15 protein-coding genes and 2 tRNA genes are annotated in these 16,966 nt (G+C 63.7%); 11 read left to right on the top strand and 6 right to left on the bottom strand.

Annotated elements, in window-relative coordinates:
- Window positions 1–50 precede the first annotated feature (50 nt).
- From K420_RS0102255 to ppk2, 3 genes are all read left to right on the top strand, one after another.
- Window positions 51–126, top strand: a tRNA-Phe gene (locus K420_RS0102255).
- A 135-nt stretch (window positions 127–261) separates the two neighbouring features.
- Window positions 262–717: a SixA phosphatase family protein gene (locus K420_RS0102250; protein ID WP_027456619.1), complete on the top strand. Its 456-nt coding sequence runs from the start codon at window positions 262–264 to the stop codon at window positions 715–717.
- Window positions 718–773: 56 nt separating this feature from the next.
- On the top strand, window positions 774–1,892 hold the full coding sequence (gene ppk2, locus K420_RS0102245) for a polyphosphate kinase 2 (RefSeq protein WP_027456618.1): 1,119 nt from the start codon (window positions 774–776) through the stop codon (window positions 1,890–1,892).
- Here ppk2 and K420_RS0102240 read toward each other — a convergent pair whose 3' ends face one another.
- The 6 genes from K420_RS0102240 to K420_RS0102215 all read right to left on the bottom strand — a co-directional run bounded on the left by K420_RS0102240 (window position 1,893) and on the right by K420_RS0102215 (window position 9,731).
- Window positions 1,893–2,384 (bottom strand): thioesterase family protein, encoded by a 492-nt coding sequence (locus K420_RS0102240; RefSeq protein ID WP_027456617.1) that lies wholly within the window; start codon window positions 2,382–2,384, stop codon window positions 1,893–1,895.
- Window positions 2,385–2,472: 88 nt separating this feature from the next.
- A complete protein-coding gene (gene lpdA / locus K420_RS0102235; RefSeq protein ID WP_027456616.1) occupies window positions 2,473–4,245 on the bottom strand; it encodes a dihydrolipoyl dehydrogenase in 1,773 nt (590 codons plus the stop codon).
- Window positions 4,246–4,257: 12 nt separating this feature from the next.
- On the bottom strand, window positions 4,258–5,904 hold the full coding sequence (gene aceF / locus K420_RS0102230) for a dihydrolipoyllysine-residue acetyltransferase (protein ID WP_027456615.1): 1,647 nt from the start codon (window positions 5,902–5,904) through the stop codon (window positions 4,258–4,260).
- A gap of 15 nt (window positions 5,905–5,919) precedes the next feature.
- A complete protein-coding gene (gene aceE, locus K420_RS0102225) occupies window positions 5,920–8,601 on the bottom strand; it encodes a pyruvate dehydrogenase (acetyl-transferring), homodimeric type (protein ID WP_027456614.1) in 2,682 nt (893 codons plus the stop codon).
- 231 nt (window positions 8,602–8,832) lie between these two features.
- On the bottom strand, window positions 8,833–9,129 hold the full coding sequence (locus K420_RS0102220; protein WP_027456613.1) for a hypothetical protein: 297 nt from the start codon (window positions 9,127–9,129) through the stop codon (window positions 8,833–8,835).
- Window positions 9,130–9,131: 2 nt separating this feature from the next.
- On the bottom strand, window positions 9,132–9,731 hold the full coding sequence (locus K420_RS0102215; protein WP_027456612.1) for a cytochrome c oxidase subunit 3 family protein: 600 nt from the start codon (window positions 9,729–9,731) through the stop codon (window positions 9,132–9,134).
- Between the two features lie 184 nt (window positions 9,732–9,915).
- On the opposite strand from K420_RS0102215, the gene K420_RS0102210 reads away from it, so the two are divergent.
- The 8 genes from K420_RS0102210 (at window position 9,916) to K420_RS17880 (ending at window position 16,954) form a co-directional block, all read left to right on the top strand.
- On the top strand, window positions 9,916–11,796 hold the full coding sequence (locus K420_RS0102210; RefSeq protein ID WP_027456611.1) for a thiamine pyrophosphate-dependent enzyme: 1,881 nt from the start codon (window positions 9,916–9,918) through the stop codon (window positions 11,794–11,796).
- Window positions 11,793–12,404 carry an indolepyruvate oxidoreductase subunit beta gene (locus tag K420_RS0102205; protein WP_027456610.1) on the top strand — a complete coding sequence of 204 codons (612 nt, stop codon included), beginning with the start codon at window positions 11,793–11,795 and terminating at the stop codon, window positions 12,402–12,404. Before K420_RS0102210 ends, K420_RS0102205 begins: the two co-directional genes overlap by 4 nt.
- Window positions 12,405–12,477: 73 nt before the next feature.
- The gene (folD, locus tag K420_RS0102200) at window positions 12,478–13,335 is read left to right on the top strand and encodes a bifunctional methylenetetrahydrofolate dehydrogenase/methenyltetrahydrofolate cyclohydrolase FolD (RefSeq protein ID WP_027456609.1); all 858 of its coding nucleotides are present in this window, start codon (window positions 12,478–12,480) and stop codon (window positions 13,333–13,335) included.
- Window positions 13,336–13,836 carry a 5-(carboxyamino)imidazole ribonucleotide mutase gene (gene purE, locus K420_RS0102195; protein ID WP_027456608.1) on the top strand — a complete coding sequence of 167 codons (501 nt, stop codon included), beginning with the start codon at window positions 13,336–13,338 and terminating at the stop codon, window positions 13,834–13,836.
- A 67-nt stretch (window positions 13,837–13,903) separates the two neighbouring features.
- A complete protein-coding gene (locus tag K420_RS0102190; RefSeq protein ID WP_027456607.1) occupies window positions 13,904–15,043 on the top strand; it encodes a 5-(carboxyamino)imidazole ribonucleotide synthase in 1,140 nt (379 codons plus the stop codon).
- A complete protein-coding gene (locus tag K420_RS0102185) occupies window positions 15,043–16,038 on the top strand; it encodes an L-threonylcarbamoyladenylate synthase (RefSeq protein WP_027456606.1) in 996 nt (331 codons plus the stop codon). Before K420_RS0102190 ends, K420_RS0102185 begins: the two co-directional genes overlap by 1 nt.
- 61 nt (window positions 16,039–16,099) lie before the next feature.
- A tRNA-Ala gene (locus K420_RS0102180) sits at window positions 16,100–16,175 on the top strand.
- Between the two features lie 200 nt (window positions 16,176–16,375).
- Window positions 16,376–16,954, top strand: coding sequence for a CBS domain-containing protein (locus K420_RS17880; RefSeq protein WP_084019731.1), 579 nt, complete (start codon window positions 16,376–16,378; stop codon window positions 16,952–16,954).
- The last annotated feature ends 12 nt before the right edge of the window (window positions 16,955–16,966 follow it).

Raw genomic sequence — 16,966 nt, 5'->3', positions numbered from 1 at the left:
GCCCAAGTCTTGCGCCAGCAGCTGGCCCTCGCTATAATGCGGCCTCTCTTGGCCTGGTAGCTCAGTTGGTAGAGCAGCGGATTGAAAATCCGCGTGTCGGTGGTTCGATTCCGCCCCAGGCCACCAAGATCCAAGCAAAAAGCCCGCTCCTTGTGACCGGGCTTTTTGCTTTTGTCGTTCGGTAGGGCTGCTGCTTGGAGCCCGCAATGCTGCGGTAACATTGCGTGGTCATAATGCTGGCTTTCCAAAAGGGGGGCGATCATGGATTTGTTGCTGTGGCGTCATGCCGAGGCGGAGGATGGTGACGACGACTTGAAGCGCCGCCTGACCGAGCGGGGCGAGAAGCAGGCGCAACAGATGGCGGGCTGGATATTGCGCCATCAGCCCAAGGATTTGCGGATTGTGGTCAGCCCGGCTGTGCGAACCCAACAAACAGCGGAAGCGCTCAAGTTGCCCTTTGAAACCAACCGCAAGATCGGGCCGGATGCCTGCGTATCGGAACTGATTGCAGCTTCCGGATGGCCGCACGCCAAGGGCAGCGTGCTGATCGTTGGCCATCAGCCCTCGCTGGGGCGCATGGCGTCGTTGCTCCTGGCTGGCCAGGAGGCAGAGTGGAGCATCAAGAAGGGGGCGCTGTGGTGGTTGAGCAACCGGGTGCGCCGGAGCGAGGCGCAGACTGTGCTGCGTGCCATGATTCCGGTGGAGTTGCTGGAGTAGACAAGCTCTCCGCTTAGGCGTGAAATGACTCTTTCGCATCGAACGATGGAGAGAGCATGGTTACCAGAAAAAAAGCGACCCCGTTGCCTGAGCAACAAACCCCGCCGGTTTCTCCCAAGGTGCCGCGCGTTCGGCCCCGCAGCGTGGCGGCCGGCGATGTCCCGCCGGTTCTGACGCCGCCCGCCATCGAGGGATTTACCGTGCACGCCTCGGTGGATGCGGCCCAGCAATCCAAGCTGGGCGCCCTGCAGGATGTGGTGGCCGGCCTGCCGGTCGAGGAGTCGGTGGTACTGCTCAAGAGCCTGCTCAAGCAGCAGCGCCTGGCCGCCGGCTTGGCTTCGCCCAATCCGGATGACGAATTGGCACCGGACTGGCGCGACGGCGCATATCCGTACAAGAATCTCATGCAGCGCCGCAACTACGAGCAGCAGAAATACCGGCTGCAGGTCGAGTTGCTGAAGCTGCAGGCCTGGGTCAAGGAAACGGGGCAGAAGGTGGTGATCCTGTTCGAAGGCCGCGATGCGGCCGGCAAGGGGGGCACCATCAAGCGTTTCATGGAACACTTGAACCCCCGCGGTGCGCGCGTCGTCGCGCTGGAGAAACCGACCGAGACCGAGCGTGGCCAGTGGTATTTCCAGCGCTATGTGCAGCATCTGCCGACCCATGGCGAGATCGTGCTGTTCGACCGTTCCTGGTACAACCGGGCCGGTGTCGAACGGGTGATGGGTTTCTGTTCCGATCAGGAATACCTGGAGTTCGTCCGCCAGTGCCCGGAATTCGAGCGCATGCTGGTCCGCAACGGCACGCACGTCATCAAGTTCTGGTTCTCGGTCAGCCGCGAGGAACAGCGTCGCCGCTTCCGCGAGCGCAAGGTGCATCCGCTCAAGCAGTGGAAACTGTCACCGATCGACATGGCCTCGCTGGACAAGTGGGACGACTACACCAAGGCCAAGGAGGCGATGTTTTTCCACACGGATACCGCCGATGCGCCGTGGACGGTGATCAAGTCCAACTGCAAGAAGCGCGCACGCTTGAACGCCATGCGCTATATCCTGCACAAGCTGCCTTACGCCAACAAGGACACGCAGCGCATCGGCAATCTTGATCCGCTTATCGTCGGCCGCGCCAACGTGGTCTACGAGCGCGGTGAGCACCAGGGCGTGCCGATCCTCTGATCAGCTGACGACGTAGGCCCCGCCGCCGGTTGCGATCAGCACGCCGGCTTCATTTTCGAGTGTCATTTGCGTCGACGCGATACGGCCACCCAGTCGGATGACCCGGCCGGTGGCCGTAAACTTCTTGCCGATGCCCTGGTGCAGGAAGTCGGTGCGCAGGTCGATGGTGCCGATGCGGCCAAAGCGGTGGCCGACCTGCTCGGTGTTTTCGTTATTGAATTTCTCGGCAATGGCGACCGTGACGGCGAGGCCGCCCACCGTGTCGAGCACGGTGGCGATCACGCCGCCGTGCAGGCGGCCATGCAGGAAATGGCCGATCAGTTCCTTGCGCATGGAGAAGCTGATCTGCGGGGCGAGCGGGTCGAGCGATTCGACCTTGAAACCGAGCAGTTCGTTGAAACAGAGCTTGTGCTCGAAGACGTCGCGCAGGGAGGCTTCGAGGCGGATTTGCTCTTCGGCGGAGCGGCGGGGGAGGGGCGTGCTTTGGATCATGGTGCCGCGTTTTTAGCACAAAAAATGGGCGACGGGGTTAGCCGTCGCCCAAACCGAACGCTAAAAGATTAGCGTAACGCAGAGGACTTTACTTCTTGCGCGGCGCGGGAACGTCCGTGCAAGTGCCGTGAGCGACCTCGGCGGCCATGCCGACGGTTTCGCCCAGGGTCGGGTGCGGGTGGATGGTCTTGCCGATATCGACCGCGTCGCAGCCCATCTCGATGGCCAGGCAGACCTCGCCGATCATGTCGCCGGCCGACGGGCCGACGATGGCGCCGCCGATGACGCGGTGCGTCTCGGCATCGAAAATCAGCTTGGTAAAGCCGTAGTCGGCACCGTTGGCGATGGCACGGCCGGAGGCAGCCCATGGGAACTTGGCGGTTTCGACCTTGCGACCTTCCTTCTTGGCCTGATCTTCGGTGTAGCCGACCCAGGCCACTTCCGGATGGGTGTAGGCGACGCCAGGGATGACCTGGGCGTCGAAGGCGGCCTTGTGGCCGGCGGCGACTTCGGCCGCGACGTGGGCTTCATGCACCGCCTTGTGCGCCAGCATGGGCTGGCCAACGAGGTCGCCGATGGCGAAGATGTGCGGCACGTTGGTGCGCATCTGGGCATCGACCGGAATGAAACCGCGGTCGGTGACGATGACGCCCGCCTTGTCGGCGGCGATCTTGTTGCCATTCGGCGCACGGCCGGCGGCTTGCAGGATCATGTCGTACTTGACGGCCTCGGTCGGGGCGCCTTCGCCTTCGAACTTGACGTAAAGGCCATCATCCTTGGCGTCGACCGCCACCGTCTTGGTCTTCAGCATGATCTTGTCGAAGCGATGCAGGTTTTGCTTTTCCCAGACCTTGACGGCGTCGCGATCGGGGCCTTGCATCAGCGCGTCGGCCATTTCGACGACATCGACCTTGGCACCCAGCGTCGAATAGACGGTGGCCATTTCCAGGCCGATGATGCCGCCGCCGATGACCAGCATCTTCTCCGGCACGAAGCGCAGTTCGAGCGCCCCGGTCGAATCGACGATGCGCGGGTCGCGCGGGATGAAAGGCAGATGTACCGCGGCCGAACCGGCGGCGATGATGCACTTCTGGAATTTGATGACCTTCTTGGCACCGGTCTTGTCCTGGCCGGTACCGTCGGTGACTTCGACCTCGATGTGGTTCGGATCGAGGAAGTGGCCGTAGCCGCGCACGATGTCGACCTTGCGGCCCTTGGCCATGCCGGCCAGACCGCCGGTCAGCTTGCCGACGACCTTTTCCTTGTGCGCACGCAACTTGTCGATATCGACTTGCGGGGCGGCGAAGGTGACGCCGAGGTCGTTGGCATGCTGCGCTTCCTCAATGATCTCGGCGACGTGCAGCAGTGCCTTGGACGGGATGCAGCCGACGTTCAGGCAGACCCCGCCGAGTGTGGCGTAACGCTCGACGATGACCGTCTTCATGCCGAGGTCCGCTGAGCGGAAGGCCGCCGAGTAGCCGCCGGGGCCGGCGCCAAGGACGAGCATGTCGCACTCGATATCGGCACCGCCGGCGTGGCTGGAGGCCGCCGGTGCAGCCGCCGGAGCGACTGCTGCGGTGGACGGGGCTTTTTCGGCAGAAACCGGGGCGGCCGCTGCGGCAGCGCCGGCCTCGACCTTGATCAGCAGCGAACCTTCGCTGACCTTGGAACCGAGCTGGACCAACACTTCCTTGACCGTGCCTTCGACCGTGCTCGGCACATCCATCGTGGCCTTGTCCGATTCGAGGGTGGCAATGGCGTCGTCGACCTTGATGCTGTCGCCGACCTTGACGAACAGGTCGATCACCGGCACGTCCGAGAAATCGCCGATATCCGGGACTTTGACTTCAACGAGACTCATGGTCATCTCCCCTTACAGCGCAACGCGGCGGAAGTCGGCCAGCAGCTGGGCGACATAGACGTTGAAGCGGGTGGCCAGCGCACCGTCGATCACGCGGTGGTCGGCGGTCAGCGACAGCGGCAGGGTCAGGCGCGGCACGAATTGCTTGCCATCCCACACCGGCTTCATCGTCGACTTGTTGACGCCGAGGATGGCGACTTCCGGTGCATTGACGATCGGGGCAAAGTAGGTGCCGCCGATGCCGCCGAGGCTGGAGATGGTGAAGCAGGCGCCGGACATGTCGGCTGGCTTCAGCTTGCCGTCACGCGCCTGCTTGGCCAGATCGCCGGATTCCTGGGCGATCTCGAAGACCGACTTCTTGTCGGCGTTCTTGATCACCGGCACGACCAGGCCATTCGGGGTGTCGGCCGCGAAACCGATGTTGAAGTACTTCTTCAGCACCAGGTTGTCGCCGTCGAGCGAGGCGTTGAACTCGGGGAACTTCTGCAGGGCCTTGACGCAAGCCTTGACCAGGAAGGCGAGCATGGTCAGCTTGGCGCCGCCACCCTTCTCGTTTTCCTTGTTCAGCTGGACGCGGAAGGCTTCCAGATCGGTGATGTCAGCGTCTTCGTGATAGGTCACGGCAGGAATCATCACCCAGTTGCGGGAGAGGTTCTGGCCGGAAATCTTTTTGATGCGCGACAGCGGTTTGACCTCGATTTCGCCGAACTTGGAGAAATCGACCTTCGGCCAGGGCAGCAGATCGAGTACGCCACCGCCGGTCACACCGCCGCCAGCCGTGGCGACCGGACCGGAAATGGTGCCGGACATCACGCCCTTGACGTACTTGGTCAGGTCTTCCTTGACGAGGCGACCCTTCGGGCCGGACGCCGTGACCTTGCTCAGGTCGATCCCCAGTTCGCGGGCATAGGCCCGGACGGACGGCGAGGCATGAACCGTGGAGCCGATGGGCAGGGCCGGGGCCAGTGCGGCCGTGGCGGCAGCGGGAGCGGTAACCGGCGCTGCTGCAGCGGTGGGGGCGGGCGCTGCAGCCGGGACAGCGGCTTGCGGGGCCGGGGTGGCCAGCGGAGCGGCGGCAGCACCTGCACCGGTTTCGACCTTGATCAGCAGTGACCCTTCGCTGACCTTGGAGCCGAGCTGGACCAGGACTTCCTTGACGGTGCCGGCGACGGTGGACGGTACGTCCATGGTCGCCTTGTCGGATTCGAGGGTGGCGATGGCGTCGTCGACCTTGATCGTGTCGCCGACCTTGACGAACAGGTCGATGACCGGGACGTCTGAGAAGTCGCCGATATCCGGGACCTTCACTTCAACCACGCCGCCGCCAGTCGCGGGGGCTGCGGCAACCGGCGCCGGAGCGGCGGCAGGTGCCGGTGCAGTGGCCGGTGCCGGTGCAGTGGAGGCTTCAGCGGCAGCGCCGCCAGTCTCGACCTTGATCAGCAGCGAACCTTCGCTGACCTTGGAGCCGAGCTGGACCAGCACTTCCTTGACGGTGCCGGCGACGGTGGACGGTACGTCCATGGTCGCCTTGTCGGATTCGAGGGTGGCGATGGCGTCGTCGACCTTGATGCTGTCGCCGACCTTCACGAACAGGTCGATGACCGGAACGCTGTCGAAATCGCCGATATCGGGAACTTTGACTTCGATGATTTGGCTCATGTTCGTCTCCCTTCCTTAAACCGACATCGGATTCGGCTTGGCCGGATCCAGGTTGTACTTGACCAGGGCGGCGGCGACCTTCTCGCGCTCGATCTTGCCTTCGTCAGCCAGCGCCTTCAGGGCAGCCAGGGTGACCCAGTGGCGATCGACTTCGAAGTGGTGGCGCAGCTTCTCGCGGGTGTCGGAACGACCGAAGCCGTCGGTGCCCAGCGTGACGTAGGTGTTCTTCACGAAGGGGCGGATCTGCTCGGCGAACAGCTTGATGTAGTCGGTCGCGGCAACCACCGGGCCTTCGGCACCGGCCAGCTTCTGCTCAACATGCGACAGCTTCGGTGCTTCGAGCGGGTGCAGCATGTTCCAGCGGGCAGTGTCCTGGCCGTCGCGGGCCAGTTCGTTGAAGGACGGGCAGCCCCAGATGTCGGCTTCGACGCCCCAGTCGGCCTTCAGCAGGTCGGCGGCAGCGATGACTTCGCGGAAGATGGTGCCGGAACCCAGCAGCTGCACGCGCAGCTTGCCCTCGCCGCCCTTCTTGAACGAGTACATGCCCTTGATGATGTCGGCCTCGGCGCCCACCGGCATGTCGGGGTGCTCGTAGTTCTCGTTCATCACGGTGATGTAGTAGAAGACGTCTTCCTGCTCGGCGAACATGCGGCGCATGCCGTCCTGAACGATGACCGCGACTTCGTACTGGAAGGTCGGGTCGTAGGAAACGCAGTTCGGCACCAGTTGCGACAGGATCAGGCTGTGGCCGTCTTCGTGCTGCAGGCCTTCGCCGTTTAGTGTCGTGCGGCCGGCGGTGCCGCCGACCAGGAAACCGCGGGCACGTTGGTCGCCAGCCGCCCAGACCAGATCCAGCGTGCGCTGCAGGCCGAACATCGAGTAGCAGATATAGAACGGGATGGTCTGCACGCCATGCACGGAGTACGAAGTGGCGGCGGCGATCCAGTCGCTCATCGCGCCGGCCTCGTTGATGCCTTCCTGCAGCACCTGGCCGGTCTTCGACTCCTTGTAGAACATCAGCTGGTCATGGTCTTCCGGTACATAGTTCTGGCCTTCCTGGTTCCAGATGCCGACGGCGCGGAACATGCCTTCCATCCCGAAGGTGCGGGACTCGTCCGGCACGATGGGCACGACGTTCTTGCCGACCTGCTTGTCCTTCAGCAGCATGTTCATGATGCGGACGATGGCCATCGTCGTGGATAGCTCGCGGCCTTCGCCGGAAGCCTTCAACAGGGCCGCGTAGGTGTCGAGTGCCGGGATGGCCAGCGGTGCGGCCTTGCGGCGGCGGCTCGGCAGGAAACCGCCAAGATCCATGCGGCGCTGGCGCAGGTACTGGTATTCCGGTGAATCTTCCGCGAACTTCAGGTAGGGCAGTTCGCCCAGCTTGTCGTCCGGTACCGGCAGGTTGAAGCGGTCGCGGAAGCGGCCGATCTGCTGGATGTCCATCTTCTTCTGCTGGTGCGAAATGTTCATCGCCTCGCCGGCCTGGCCCATGCCGAAGCCCTTGATGGTCTTGGCCAGGATCAGCGTCGGCTGGCCCTTGTGCTTCACGGCGCGGTCATAGGCGGCGAAGATCTTGAACAGGTCGTGGCCGCCGCGGTTCAGTTGCCAGATTTCATCGTCGGTCCAGTCGGCGACCAGTTCCTTCAGTTCCGGCGTGTTGAAGAAATGCTCGCGGACGTAGGCGCCGTTCTTGGCCTTGAAGGTCTGGTATTCGCCATCCACGCATTCCATCATCCGGCGCTTCAGGATACCCTTCTTGTCGCGGGCGAACAGGGCGTCCCAGTGCGTGCCCCAGATCAGCTTGACGACGTTCCAGCCGGCGCCGCGGAACTCGGCTTCCAGTTCCTGGATGATCTTGCCGTTGCCGCGGACCGGGCCGTCGAGGCGCTGCAGGTTGCAGTTGATGACGAAGATCAGGTTGTCCAGCTTTTCGCGACCGGCCATGCCGATGGCGCCGAGCGACTCGACCTCGTCGGTCTCGCCGTCGCCGAGGAAGGCCCAGACCTTGCGCTGCTCGGCTTTCTTGGCGTCGATCAGGCCGCGCGAGGCGAGGTACTTCATGAAGCGGGCCTGGTAGATGGCCTGGATCGGGCCGAGGCCCATCGAAACGGTCGGGAACTGCCAGAAGTCCGGCATCAGCCAGGGGTGCGGGTAGGACGAAATGCCCTTGCCGTCGGTTTCCTGGCGGAAATTGTCCATCTGCTCCTCGGTCAGGCGGCCGAGCATGAAGGCGCGGGAATAGACGCCCGGCACCGAGTGGCCCTGGAAGAAGATCAGGTCGCCGCCGGTGTCATGGTCGATGCTCTTCCAGAAATGCGAGAAGCCGACGTCGTACAGGGCGGCGGCGGAGGCGAAGGAGGCGATGTGGCCGCCGACGTTGGTGTCCTTGTTGGCGCGCACGACCATGGCCATGGCGTTCCAGCGGATGTAGGAGTGGATCTTGATTTCCATGTCGGCATTGCCCGGGTACTTGGGCTGCTGGTCGACCGGAATGGTGTTGATGTATTCGGTATTGGCCGAGTAGGGGATGTCGACCCCCTGCAGGCGGGCCTGGCCGATGACTTTCTCGATCAGGTAATGGGCCCGCGTCGGGCCCTCGACGTTGATGACGCCTTCGAGGGCATCGATCCATTCCCTGGTTTCCTGCGGATCGGTGTCGGCAGGATCGGGCAGTGCATTCGGCAGATTGGCCATGTTTGTCTCCACGGTTGGTATTGATTCTGTTTTGCCTGTTGAGCAAAACAACTCTAGCTGCTTACGGGTCGGTTCGCGAGCCCGTACTTTCCCTAATGCGTTTTTCGCATTGTAAAAACAAAATTCACATCGTGCAATAACGATAGCAGGATTTTTCGGGTTCTTCCGATCAGGGAAAACCCGGCCCGCGGCTGGCCCGAAAGGGCAGCCGTCAAATAGGGGATGTCGGGGTCAGAGGGTGGCCCAGCGGGCCACGGTAGCGCCGAAGAAGGCGGTGATGACCAGGGCGATCGGCGCGATGGCGATGAAGATCTGGACGACGCGGGCGATGAAGGGATGCGCGATGTGCGTCTCGATGAAGCAGCGGGCGATCAGGGCGCCCTTGAGCCACATGATGGCGGCGACGACCAGCGGGAACCAGGCCAGGTCGCGGGCCCATTCCGACAGGCCGAGGCTGAGCAGGGTCAGGGCGACCAGGGCCAGCCAGGCGGCGGTGAGCAGGGGGAAATGATCCTTGGCGGCGGGCATGGTTAGGCGAGGACGTAGAAGAAGGGATAGATGACCAGCCAGATGATGTCGGTGGCGTGCCAGTAGCTGGCCAGCGCCTCCAGGCCGACGTAGTCCTCGGCGGTGTAGCCGTGGAAGAGCAGGCGGGCGAGGACCCAGAGAATGCCGAGGATGCCCCAGGTGGCATGCACCAGGTGGTTGAAGGTCAGGTAGTAATAGACAGTGAAGAAGATGCCCGACTCGCCGTTGATGCCGTGCGCCAGGTTCCAGTCGATTTCCAGCACCTTGGCCACCGGGTAGCCGAGGGCGATGACCAGTCCGGCGACCAGCCAGAGCACTGCGGCGCGGTGCTTGTCCTGGCGGATGGCATTGACCGAGCAGGCGATGCAGTAGCTGCTGGTGATCATGAGCAGCGTGATGCCGGTGCCGGCCAGCAGGTTCAGGCGCTGGGCACCTTCATGGAAGGCTTCAGGGAAATGGGCGCGGGCGATGAAATAAACCGCGAAAAGCACGGCGAACTCGACGAACTCGCAGGTGATGCCGACCCAGATCCCTTTGTTGCCGGGAATGCGCCGGGCGTTGTCGGCGGGGGGCGGAGCTTGTTCGAGGGTGGCGGTGGTCATGGCGGTACGGCGGAGGGAATGTCGGCATTGTTTGCCGTGGTGTCTGGCAAGGCATTGATGTCCATCAATCGACTGCTGTATGTGACACCAAATGAAAGTGTTATCGAGTTGCGCTGTATCAAATTGCGGGTGGAGAAACCTTCATAGAATCATGGGTTTCGCATCGCGCATTCAAGGAGTCGATATGGCGGCAGTCATGCCCGCGCCGGCAGCCAGCCGGTTACTAATGTCCGGCAACGAGGCGGTCGCCCGCGCCGTCTGGGAGGCCGGGGTCAAGGTCGCCGCCGCCTATCCCGGTACGCCGGCTACCGAAATGCTGGAAGTGCTGTCCACCTACCCGGATGTCTATGCCGAGTGGTCGGTGAACGAGAAAGTATCGCTGGAAGTTGCCATTGGGGCGGCCTATGCCGGCTCGCGCGCCTTCTGTTGCATGAAGCACGTCGGCATGAACGTCGCCTCCGATGCGCTGATGACTCTGACCCTGACCGGCGTGATCGGCGGCCTGGTCATCGCCATTGCCGACGACGTCGGCCTGTCTTCCTCGCAGAACGAGCAGGATTCGCGCTACTGGGGGCGTTTCGCCCATGTGCCGGTGTTCGAGCCGGCCGATTCGCAGGAAGCCTACGCGATGACGCTCGCCGCCTACACGTTGTCGGAAAAGTTCCAGGTGCCGGTCATCCTGCGCATGACGACGCGCATCAACCACGTCAAGGGCCTGGTCACCGTTGGCGAGCGTCTGTCGCGGGTGGGGGCCGGTTTCCAGAAGGATCCGTCGCGCTTCGTGATGGTGCCCGGCAATGCCGGCAAGCGTATTCCGCTGATGTTCCAGCGCGACAAGGCCTTGCGCGCCGAAGCCGAGCAGTCGGCCTGGAACGTCATCGAACCGGGTAGCGATCGCCGGGTTGGCTTCATCACCTCCGGTCCGGCTTACATGCACGTCAAGGAGGTCTTCCCTGATGCGCCGGTGCTCAAACTCGGCTTGTCCTGGCCGTTGCCCTTCGAGAAATGCCGCGAACTGGCGGCCCTGGCCGATCAGGTCGTGGTCGTCGAGGAAGTCGAGCCGTTGGTCGAGACGGAATTGAAAGCGCAGGGCATTGCCCTGCTCGGCAAGGAAATCCTGCCGCTGCAGGGCGAACTGGCGCCCCCGGTGCTCAAGCCGGCCGTCGCCCGCCTGCTCGGCGAGCCGGTCGAGGAGGCCGGTCCGGTTGTCCGTCCGGCCCAGATTTTCCCGCGGCCGCCGACCATGTGCGTGGCTTGCCCTCACCTGGGCGTCTATTACACGCTGTCGCAGGTGCGCAACCTGAACATCGCCGGCGACATCGGCTGCTACACGCTGGGCGCCGGCCATCCGTGGCAGGCGATGGACACCTGTGTGTCGATGGGGGCCTCGATGGGTGTTGCCCTGGGCATGGACAAGGGGCGCGGCGAATCCGACAAGGACAAGCGCATCGTCGCCGTGATCGGTGATTCGACCTTCCTGCACATGGGCATGCAGGGCCTGCTCGACATGGTCTACAACAAGGCCAACGTCACGGTCATGCTGCTCGACAACCGGGCCGTCGGCATGACCGGCGGCCAGGACAACCCGGGCAACGGTCGCGATATCTATGGCGAGGAGGCGCCGCGCGTCGATTTCGCCAAGCTGGTCGAGGCGCTCGGCGTCAAGAAGGAGCGCATCCACGTCGTCAATCCCTACGAGTTGCCGACTTTGTTCAAGACCATCCGCGAGGAGGTCAAGGTGCCGGATGTCTCGGTCATCATCACCGACCAGCCCTGCGTGCTGATCAAGGACTACCACAAGCTGAAGCCCTTCGAGGTCATCGAGGACAAGTGCACCGGTTGCGGCAACTGCCTGGATGTCGGCTGCCCGGCCATCCACGTCACGCGGCGCGCCAAGGAAGTCAAGCCGAGTGGCCGCGAAGTCGATCTGGCCTTCGTGCGCATCGAGTCGTCGGTGTGCACCGGCTGCACGTTGTGTGTCCAGCCCTGTGCCCCGGGCGCCATCGTGCATTACGCGCCAGTGTCGCCGATCAAGCTGGTGTCCAAGGAAGGGTGTTCGGCATGAGCAAGGTGACCAATATTCTCGTTGTCGGTATCGGCGGCCAGGGGGTCATGACGGCGACCGAAATCCTCGCCGAGGCCGCCATCGCGCTCGGCCACGATGCCAAGAAGACCGAGGTCGCCGGCATGGCGCAGCGCGGCGGTGTCGTGTCGTCGCATCTGCGCTTTGGCCCCAGGGTGTTGTCGCCGCAGATCGCGCCGGGTACGGCCGACGTCTTGCTCGCCTTCGAGGCGGCGGAGGGGCTGCGCTGGCAGCACATGCTGCGCCCCGGGGCGATCGCGCTGGTCAATGATTCGCGCTTCGTGCCACCCATCGTCGAGCTCGGCCTGTTTGATTACCCGGCCGATCCGGTGGCCGACATGAAGGCGGCCGGCACCCAGGTGGTCGCTTTCGACGCGACGACCATCGCGCAGGGCCTGGGCGACATCCGCCTGGGCAATACGGTGATGCTCGGCGCCATTGCCGATCACCTGCCGTTCGGTGCCGATGAACTGCTGGCCTGTGTGCTCAAGCGTTTCCAGCGGAAGGGCGAGAAGATGGTGGCGCTGAACCGGCAAGCTTTTGCGGCCGGTCGTGCCGCCGTTGGCGAGGCGCAGGCAGCGACCGCCTGATTCTGATAAAATTCGCGCCAAATCAAGGGGAAAGGCAGTTGCCTTTCCCGTTTTCTTTTTGATGGATGCGACGATGACGGCACAAATTATCGACGGCAAGGCGCTGGCAGAAGAGCTGCGCCAAAGCTTCAAGACCCGCGTGGAGGCACTCACCGCCAAGGGCCACAAGCCCGGCCTGGTGGTCATTCTGGTCGGCGAAGACCCGGCTTCCCAGGTGTACGTGAAGAACAAGGTCAACGGTTGCCTGGCCATCGGCATGCACTCCGAAAAGATCGTATACGACCGTGATGTCGACCAGCAGGTCGTCCTCGACAAGATCGCCGAACTGAATGCCGACCCGTCCATCCACGGCATTCTGGTGCAATTGCCCTTGCCGAAGCATTTCGACGAAGAGAAGGTGCTCGAAGCCATCTCGGCCGAGAAGGACGTTGACGGCTTCCATGCCGAGAACGTCGGCGCCCTGTCGCAAGGCTCGCCACGCTTCATCCCGTGCACCCCGTACGGCGTCATGAAGATGTTCGAGAAGGGCAACGTTGACCTGACCGGCCAGGAAGCCGTCGTCATCGGCCGCTCCAATATCGTCGGCAAGCCGATGGCGATGCTGCTGATCAACGCCGGCGCCACCGTCACCGTCTGCCATTCCAAGACCCGCGACCTGAAGTTCCACACCCAGCGCGCCGACATCGTCGTCGCCGCGGTCGGCAAGCCGAAGTTCGTCAAGGGCGACATGATCAAGCCGGGCGCTGTGGTCATCGATGTCGGCATCAACCGCCTGCCGGACGGCAAGCTGTGCGGTGACGTCGATTACGAGGACTGCCTGAACGTCGCCGGCCAGATCACCCCGGTGCCGGGCGGCGTCGGCCCGATGACCATCACCATGCTGCTGGCCAATACCATCGAGGCCGCCGAACGCAAGGCAGGAATCCGCTAAATGAACGCTGCTCACCAACCGCTCATCGGGGTCGTCATGGGCTCCGATTCCGACTGGCCGACCATGCAGGCCGCCGCCGTCATCCTCAAGGAATTCGGCGTGCCCTTCGAGGCCCGCGTCGTCTCCGCCCACCGCACCCCGGACCTGTTGTTCGACTACGCCGCCATGGCCGGCGAGCGCGGCCTCAAGGCGATCATCGCCGGGGCCGGCGGTGCCGCCCACCTGCCGGGCATGCTGGCCGCCAAGACCACCGTGCCGGTGCTCGGCGTGCCGGTCCAGTCCAAGGCACTGTCCGGCGTCGATTCGCTGCATTCCATCGTGCAGATGCCGAAGGGTATCCCGGTCGCCACCTTTGCCATCGGTGAAGCCGGCGCCGCCAATGCCGCGTTGTTCGCTGTCGCCATGCTGGCCAACGAGAATCCGGCATTGAACGAGAAATTGCAGGCTTTCCGCCAGGCCCAGACCGAGAAGGTCTTGGCCATGAAGCTGCCGGAAGTATGATCAGGTCGCCCATTGCGACCACCTTTAATCATGCTGCGCCGATGAGGTCACTGTCTTGAGCAAAACCATGATTCTTCCGCCCGCCACGCTGGGCATGCTCGGTGGCGGCCAGCTTGGCCGCTTCTTCGTTTCCGCCGCCCACGAAATGGGCTATCAGGTCTGGGTACTCGATCCGGACAAGAACAGCCCGGCCGGCCAGATCGCCGAGCGCCATTTCTGCGTCGATTACAACGACTATGCCGCCCTCGACGAGTTTGCGGCCGGTTGCGCAGCGATCACGACCGAATTCGAGAACGTCCCGGCCGATACGCTGGACTACCTGGCCAAGTTCGTGCCGGTGCGCCCGCACGCGGCGGCGGTGGCCGTTTGCCAGAACCGCATCGCCGAAAAGTCCTTCCTGCGCGACAACGGCTTCCCGCACGGTCCCTTCGCGGCGATCAACTGCGAAGACGATATCCGCAAGGCCGATGCGTCCCTGTTCCCGGCCATCCTGAAAGTCGCCCGCTTCGGCTACGATGGCAAGGGGCAGGCGACGGTGAATAACCGTGAAGAGGCCCTGATCGCTTTCGGCCATTTCAAGGGCGAGCATTGCGTGCTGGAACAGCGCCTGACGCTCGACTACGAAGTGTCGGTTGTCCTGGCGCGTGACGAAAACGGCCAGGTGGCTTGCTTCCCGACCGGTGAAAACCAGCACACCAAGGGTATCCTCGATGTCTCCATCGTGCCGGCGCGCACCACCGGCTGCGTCAAGAGCGACGCCGAGGACGTCGCCGCCCGCATCGCCGAAAAACTCGGCTACATCGGCACCATGGGCGTCGAGTTCTTCGTCAGCCGCGGCCAGCTGATCGTCAACGAAATGGCGCCGCGCCCGCACAACAGCGGCCACTACACGCTCGACGCCTGCGTCACCAACCAGTTCGAGCAGCAGGTGCGCGCCCTGTGCGGCTTGCCGCTCGGCGAACCGCGGGCGCATTCGGCGTCGGTCATGGTCAACCTGCTGGGCGACCTGTGGTACGACGGCGACACCTACCGCGAGCCGGACTGGGCCAAGCTGTACGCCATCCCGAACCTGAAGCTGCATCTCTACGGCAAGCACCACGCCCGCCCGGGCCGCAAGATGGGCCACTTCACGGTGATCGGCGACAACGCCGAGCAAGTGCAGAAGTCCGCGCTGGCCGCCCGCGCCGCCATCGGCATCAAGGACTGATGACGCCTAGCGACGCCGATTATCTGCGTGCCGTCGACCTGCTGGTTGCCGGCGAACTGGTCGCCATCCCGACCGAGACGGTCTACGGCCTGGGGGCGGATGCCGCCAACCCGGCAGCGGTCGCCAAGATATTTGCTGCCAAGGGGCGTCCGGCCGACCACCCGTTGATCGTCCATCTGGCCGGCCACGACGCCGTCGACCATTGGGCCGAGCAGGTGCCGCCCGTCGCCTGGGAATTGATGGAAACCTTCTGGCCCGGCCCGCTGACACTGATCCTGAAAAAGCAGGCCTGGGTACCGGATGCCGTGACCGGCGGGCAGGATACTGTCGGCTTGCGCGTGCCCGGCCACCCGGTGGCGCTCGAACTGCTGCGCCGTTTCGCCCGCGCCAAGGGCGAACATGCCGGCATCGCCGCGCCGTCGGCCAACCGCTTCGGCCGCATCAGCCCGACCACTGCCGAGCATGTCGCCGAGGAACTGGGCGAGCGCGTGCCGCTGATCCTCGACGGCGGCCCGTGCAAGGTCGGCATCGAATCGACCATCATCGATTGCTCGCGCGGCGAGCCGGTCGTGCTGCGCCCCGGCCATATCTCCCCGCTGCACCTCGAAGCCGTGCTCGGTCGCTTGCCCGAGATCGAAACCAGCAGCGGCGCTCCACGGGTCTCCGGCTCGCTGGAAGCCCACTACGCGCCCACCACGCCGCTGCGCCAGGTCTCTGGTGAGCGCCTGCTCGACTTCATCAACGCCCAGCGCCATCGCGGCGGTAAGTGCGCCGTGATCAGCGCCAACCAGCCGCCACAAGCCGGCATGCCGCACGCCTGGCGCCTGATGCCGGCCGATCCGGTCGGCTATGCCCATGATCTCTATGCCGCGTTGCGCGACATGGATCATGCCGGTGTTGATCTGATCGTCGTCGAGGCTCTGCCACCGGGGGCGGATTGGGCGGCGGTTGCCGACCGCCTGCGCCGGGCAGCGGCCGGCGCCGGGCAGGGCTGAGCGCCTTCGTGCCGAATATTCCCCAGACCCTGGTTCTGTTATAGAATCGGACGCTTGATTCGGGCCGATAGCTCAGCTGGGAGAGCGCTGCGTTCGCAATGCAGAGGTCGGGAGTTCGATCCTCCTTCGGTCCACCACAGATTTCAAAAAAGCCTGATTTTTCAGGCTTTTTTCTTTTGTGGCGCCGATTAGGGATTTCCCTCGGGGTGCTTGAAATGTCTCCGGAATCGCCGAATACTAGGTTCGCGTCGGAGCCACCTCGTTCACTCGGTCAGCACCGACCCCCAGAGATGTTTTCCAGTAGAAAAATAACCGGTTGGAGGATCGAGACATGCCCATGACTGCCAAAGTGCGTACGCACACAATATCCAAGAATGTCACCCTGAGCGCTTCCGGATACAACCTCGTTGGCGCCGGTTCGCCGGCGATCGAGGCGATGACGGATTTCCTGCGGGTCAATGTGGTGACGATCGGAGCCAGTGAATCGCTGGTGGACGCCAATGCGCGGATGATTTCGCGCGGGGTGCGCCTGCTGATCGTCAGTGCGCCGGACGATGGCGTGCTGGGCTTGATCACGGCGCGCGACATCATGGGCGAGAAGCCGATGCAACTGGCCCAGTCGCGCGGCTGCAAGCGCGATGAATTGCGGGTTGCCGACCTGATGACGCCGATCGGCAGCGTCGATACGCTGTACCTCAATGAAGTGTTGAACGCCCGCGTGATCGATATTCTCGATGCGCTGAAGCATCTCGGCCGGCAGCACATTCTGGTCGAGGATGTCGACCCGTCCACCGACTTGCCGCGTCTGCGCGGCATGTTCTCGGCCACCCACATCGGCCGCCTGCTCGGTGTGCCGGTCCTTGGCTTCGAACTGGCCAGCACCTTTGCCGAAATCGAGGCGGCGCTGGCCGACTGATTGCCGCACCCC

This window comes from Dechloromonas agitata is5 (assembly GCF_000519045.1).
Classification (GTDB): domain Bacteria; phylum Pseudomonadota; class Gammaproteobacteria; order Burkholderiales; family Rhodocyclaceae; genus Azonexus; species Azonexus agitatus.
Note: the sequence above shows the minus strand (reverse complement) of the source record. Positions and strands in the feature narration are given on the sequence as shown.

What these genes read in the sequence shown, in the direction of transcription:
- aceF (WP_027456615.1), bottom strand. Translation starts at nt 5,904, where the DNA reads ATGAGCCAAATCATCGAAGTCAAAGTTCCCGATATCGGCGATTTCGAC.
- ppk2 (WP_027456618.1), top strand. Translation starts at nt 774, where the DNA reads ATGGTTACCAGAAAAAAAGCGACCCCGTTGCCTGAGCAACAAACCCCG.
- folD (WP_027456609.1), top strand. Translation starts at nt 12,478, where the DNA reads ATGACGGCACAAATTATCGACGGCAAGGCGCTGGCAGAAGAGCTGCGC.
- aceE (WP_027456614.1), bottom strand. Translation starts at nt 8,601, where the DNA reads ATGGCCAATCTGCCGAATGCACTGCCCGATCCTGCCGACACCGATCCG.
- K420_RS0102220 (WP_027456613.1), bottom strand. Translation starts at nt 9,129, where the DNA reads ATGCCCGCCGCCAAGGATCATTTCCCCCTGCTCACCGCCGCCTGGCTG.
- K420_RS0102210 (WP_027456611.1), top strand. Translation starts at nt 9,916, where the DNA reads ATGGCGGCAGTCATGCCCGCGCCGGCAGCCAGCCGGTTACTAATGTCC.
- K420_RS17880 (WP_084019731.1), top strand. Translation starts at nt 16,376, where the DNA reads ATGACTGCCAAAGTGCGTACGCACACAATATCCAAGAATGTCACCCTG.
- K420_RS0102190 (WP_027456607.1), top strand. Translation starts at nt 13,904, where the DNA reads ATGATTCTTCCGCCCGCCACGCTGGGCATGCTCGGTGGCGGCCAGCTT.
- purE (WP_027456608.1), top strand. Translation starts at nt 13,336, where the DNA reads ATGAACGCTGCTCACCAACCGCTCATCGGGGTCGTCATGGGCTCCGAT.
- lpdA (WP_027456616.1), bottom strand. Translation starts at nt 4,245, where the DNA reads ATGAGTCTCGTTGAAGTCAAAGTCCCGGATATCGGCGATTTCTCGGAC.
- K420_RS0102185 (WP_027456606.1), top strand. Translation starts at nt 15,043, where the DNA reads ATGACGCCTAGCGACGCCGATTATCTGCGTGCCGTCGACCTGCTGGTT.
- K420_RS0102205 (WP_027456610.1), top strand. Translation starts at nt 11,793, where the DNA reads ATGAGCAAGGTGACCAATATTCTCGTTGTCGGTATCGGCGGCCAGGGG.
- K420_RS0102240 (WP_027456617.1), bottom strand. Translation starts at nt 2,384, where the DNA reads ATGATCCAAAGCACGCCCCTCCCCCGCCGCTCCGCCGAAGAGCAAATC.
- K420_RS0102215 (WP_027456612.1), bottom strand. Translation starts at nt 9,731, where the DNA reads ATGACCACCGCCACCCTCGAACAAGCTCCGCCCCCCGCCGACAACGCC.
- K420_RS0102250 (WP_027456619.1), top strand. Translation starts at nt 262, where the DNA reads ATGGATTTGTTGCTGTGGCGTCATGCCGAGGCGGAGGATGGTGACGAC.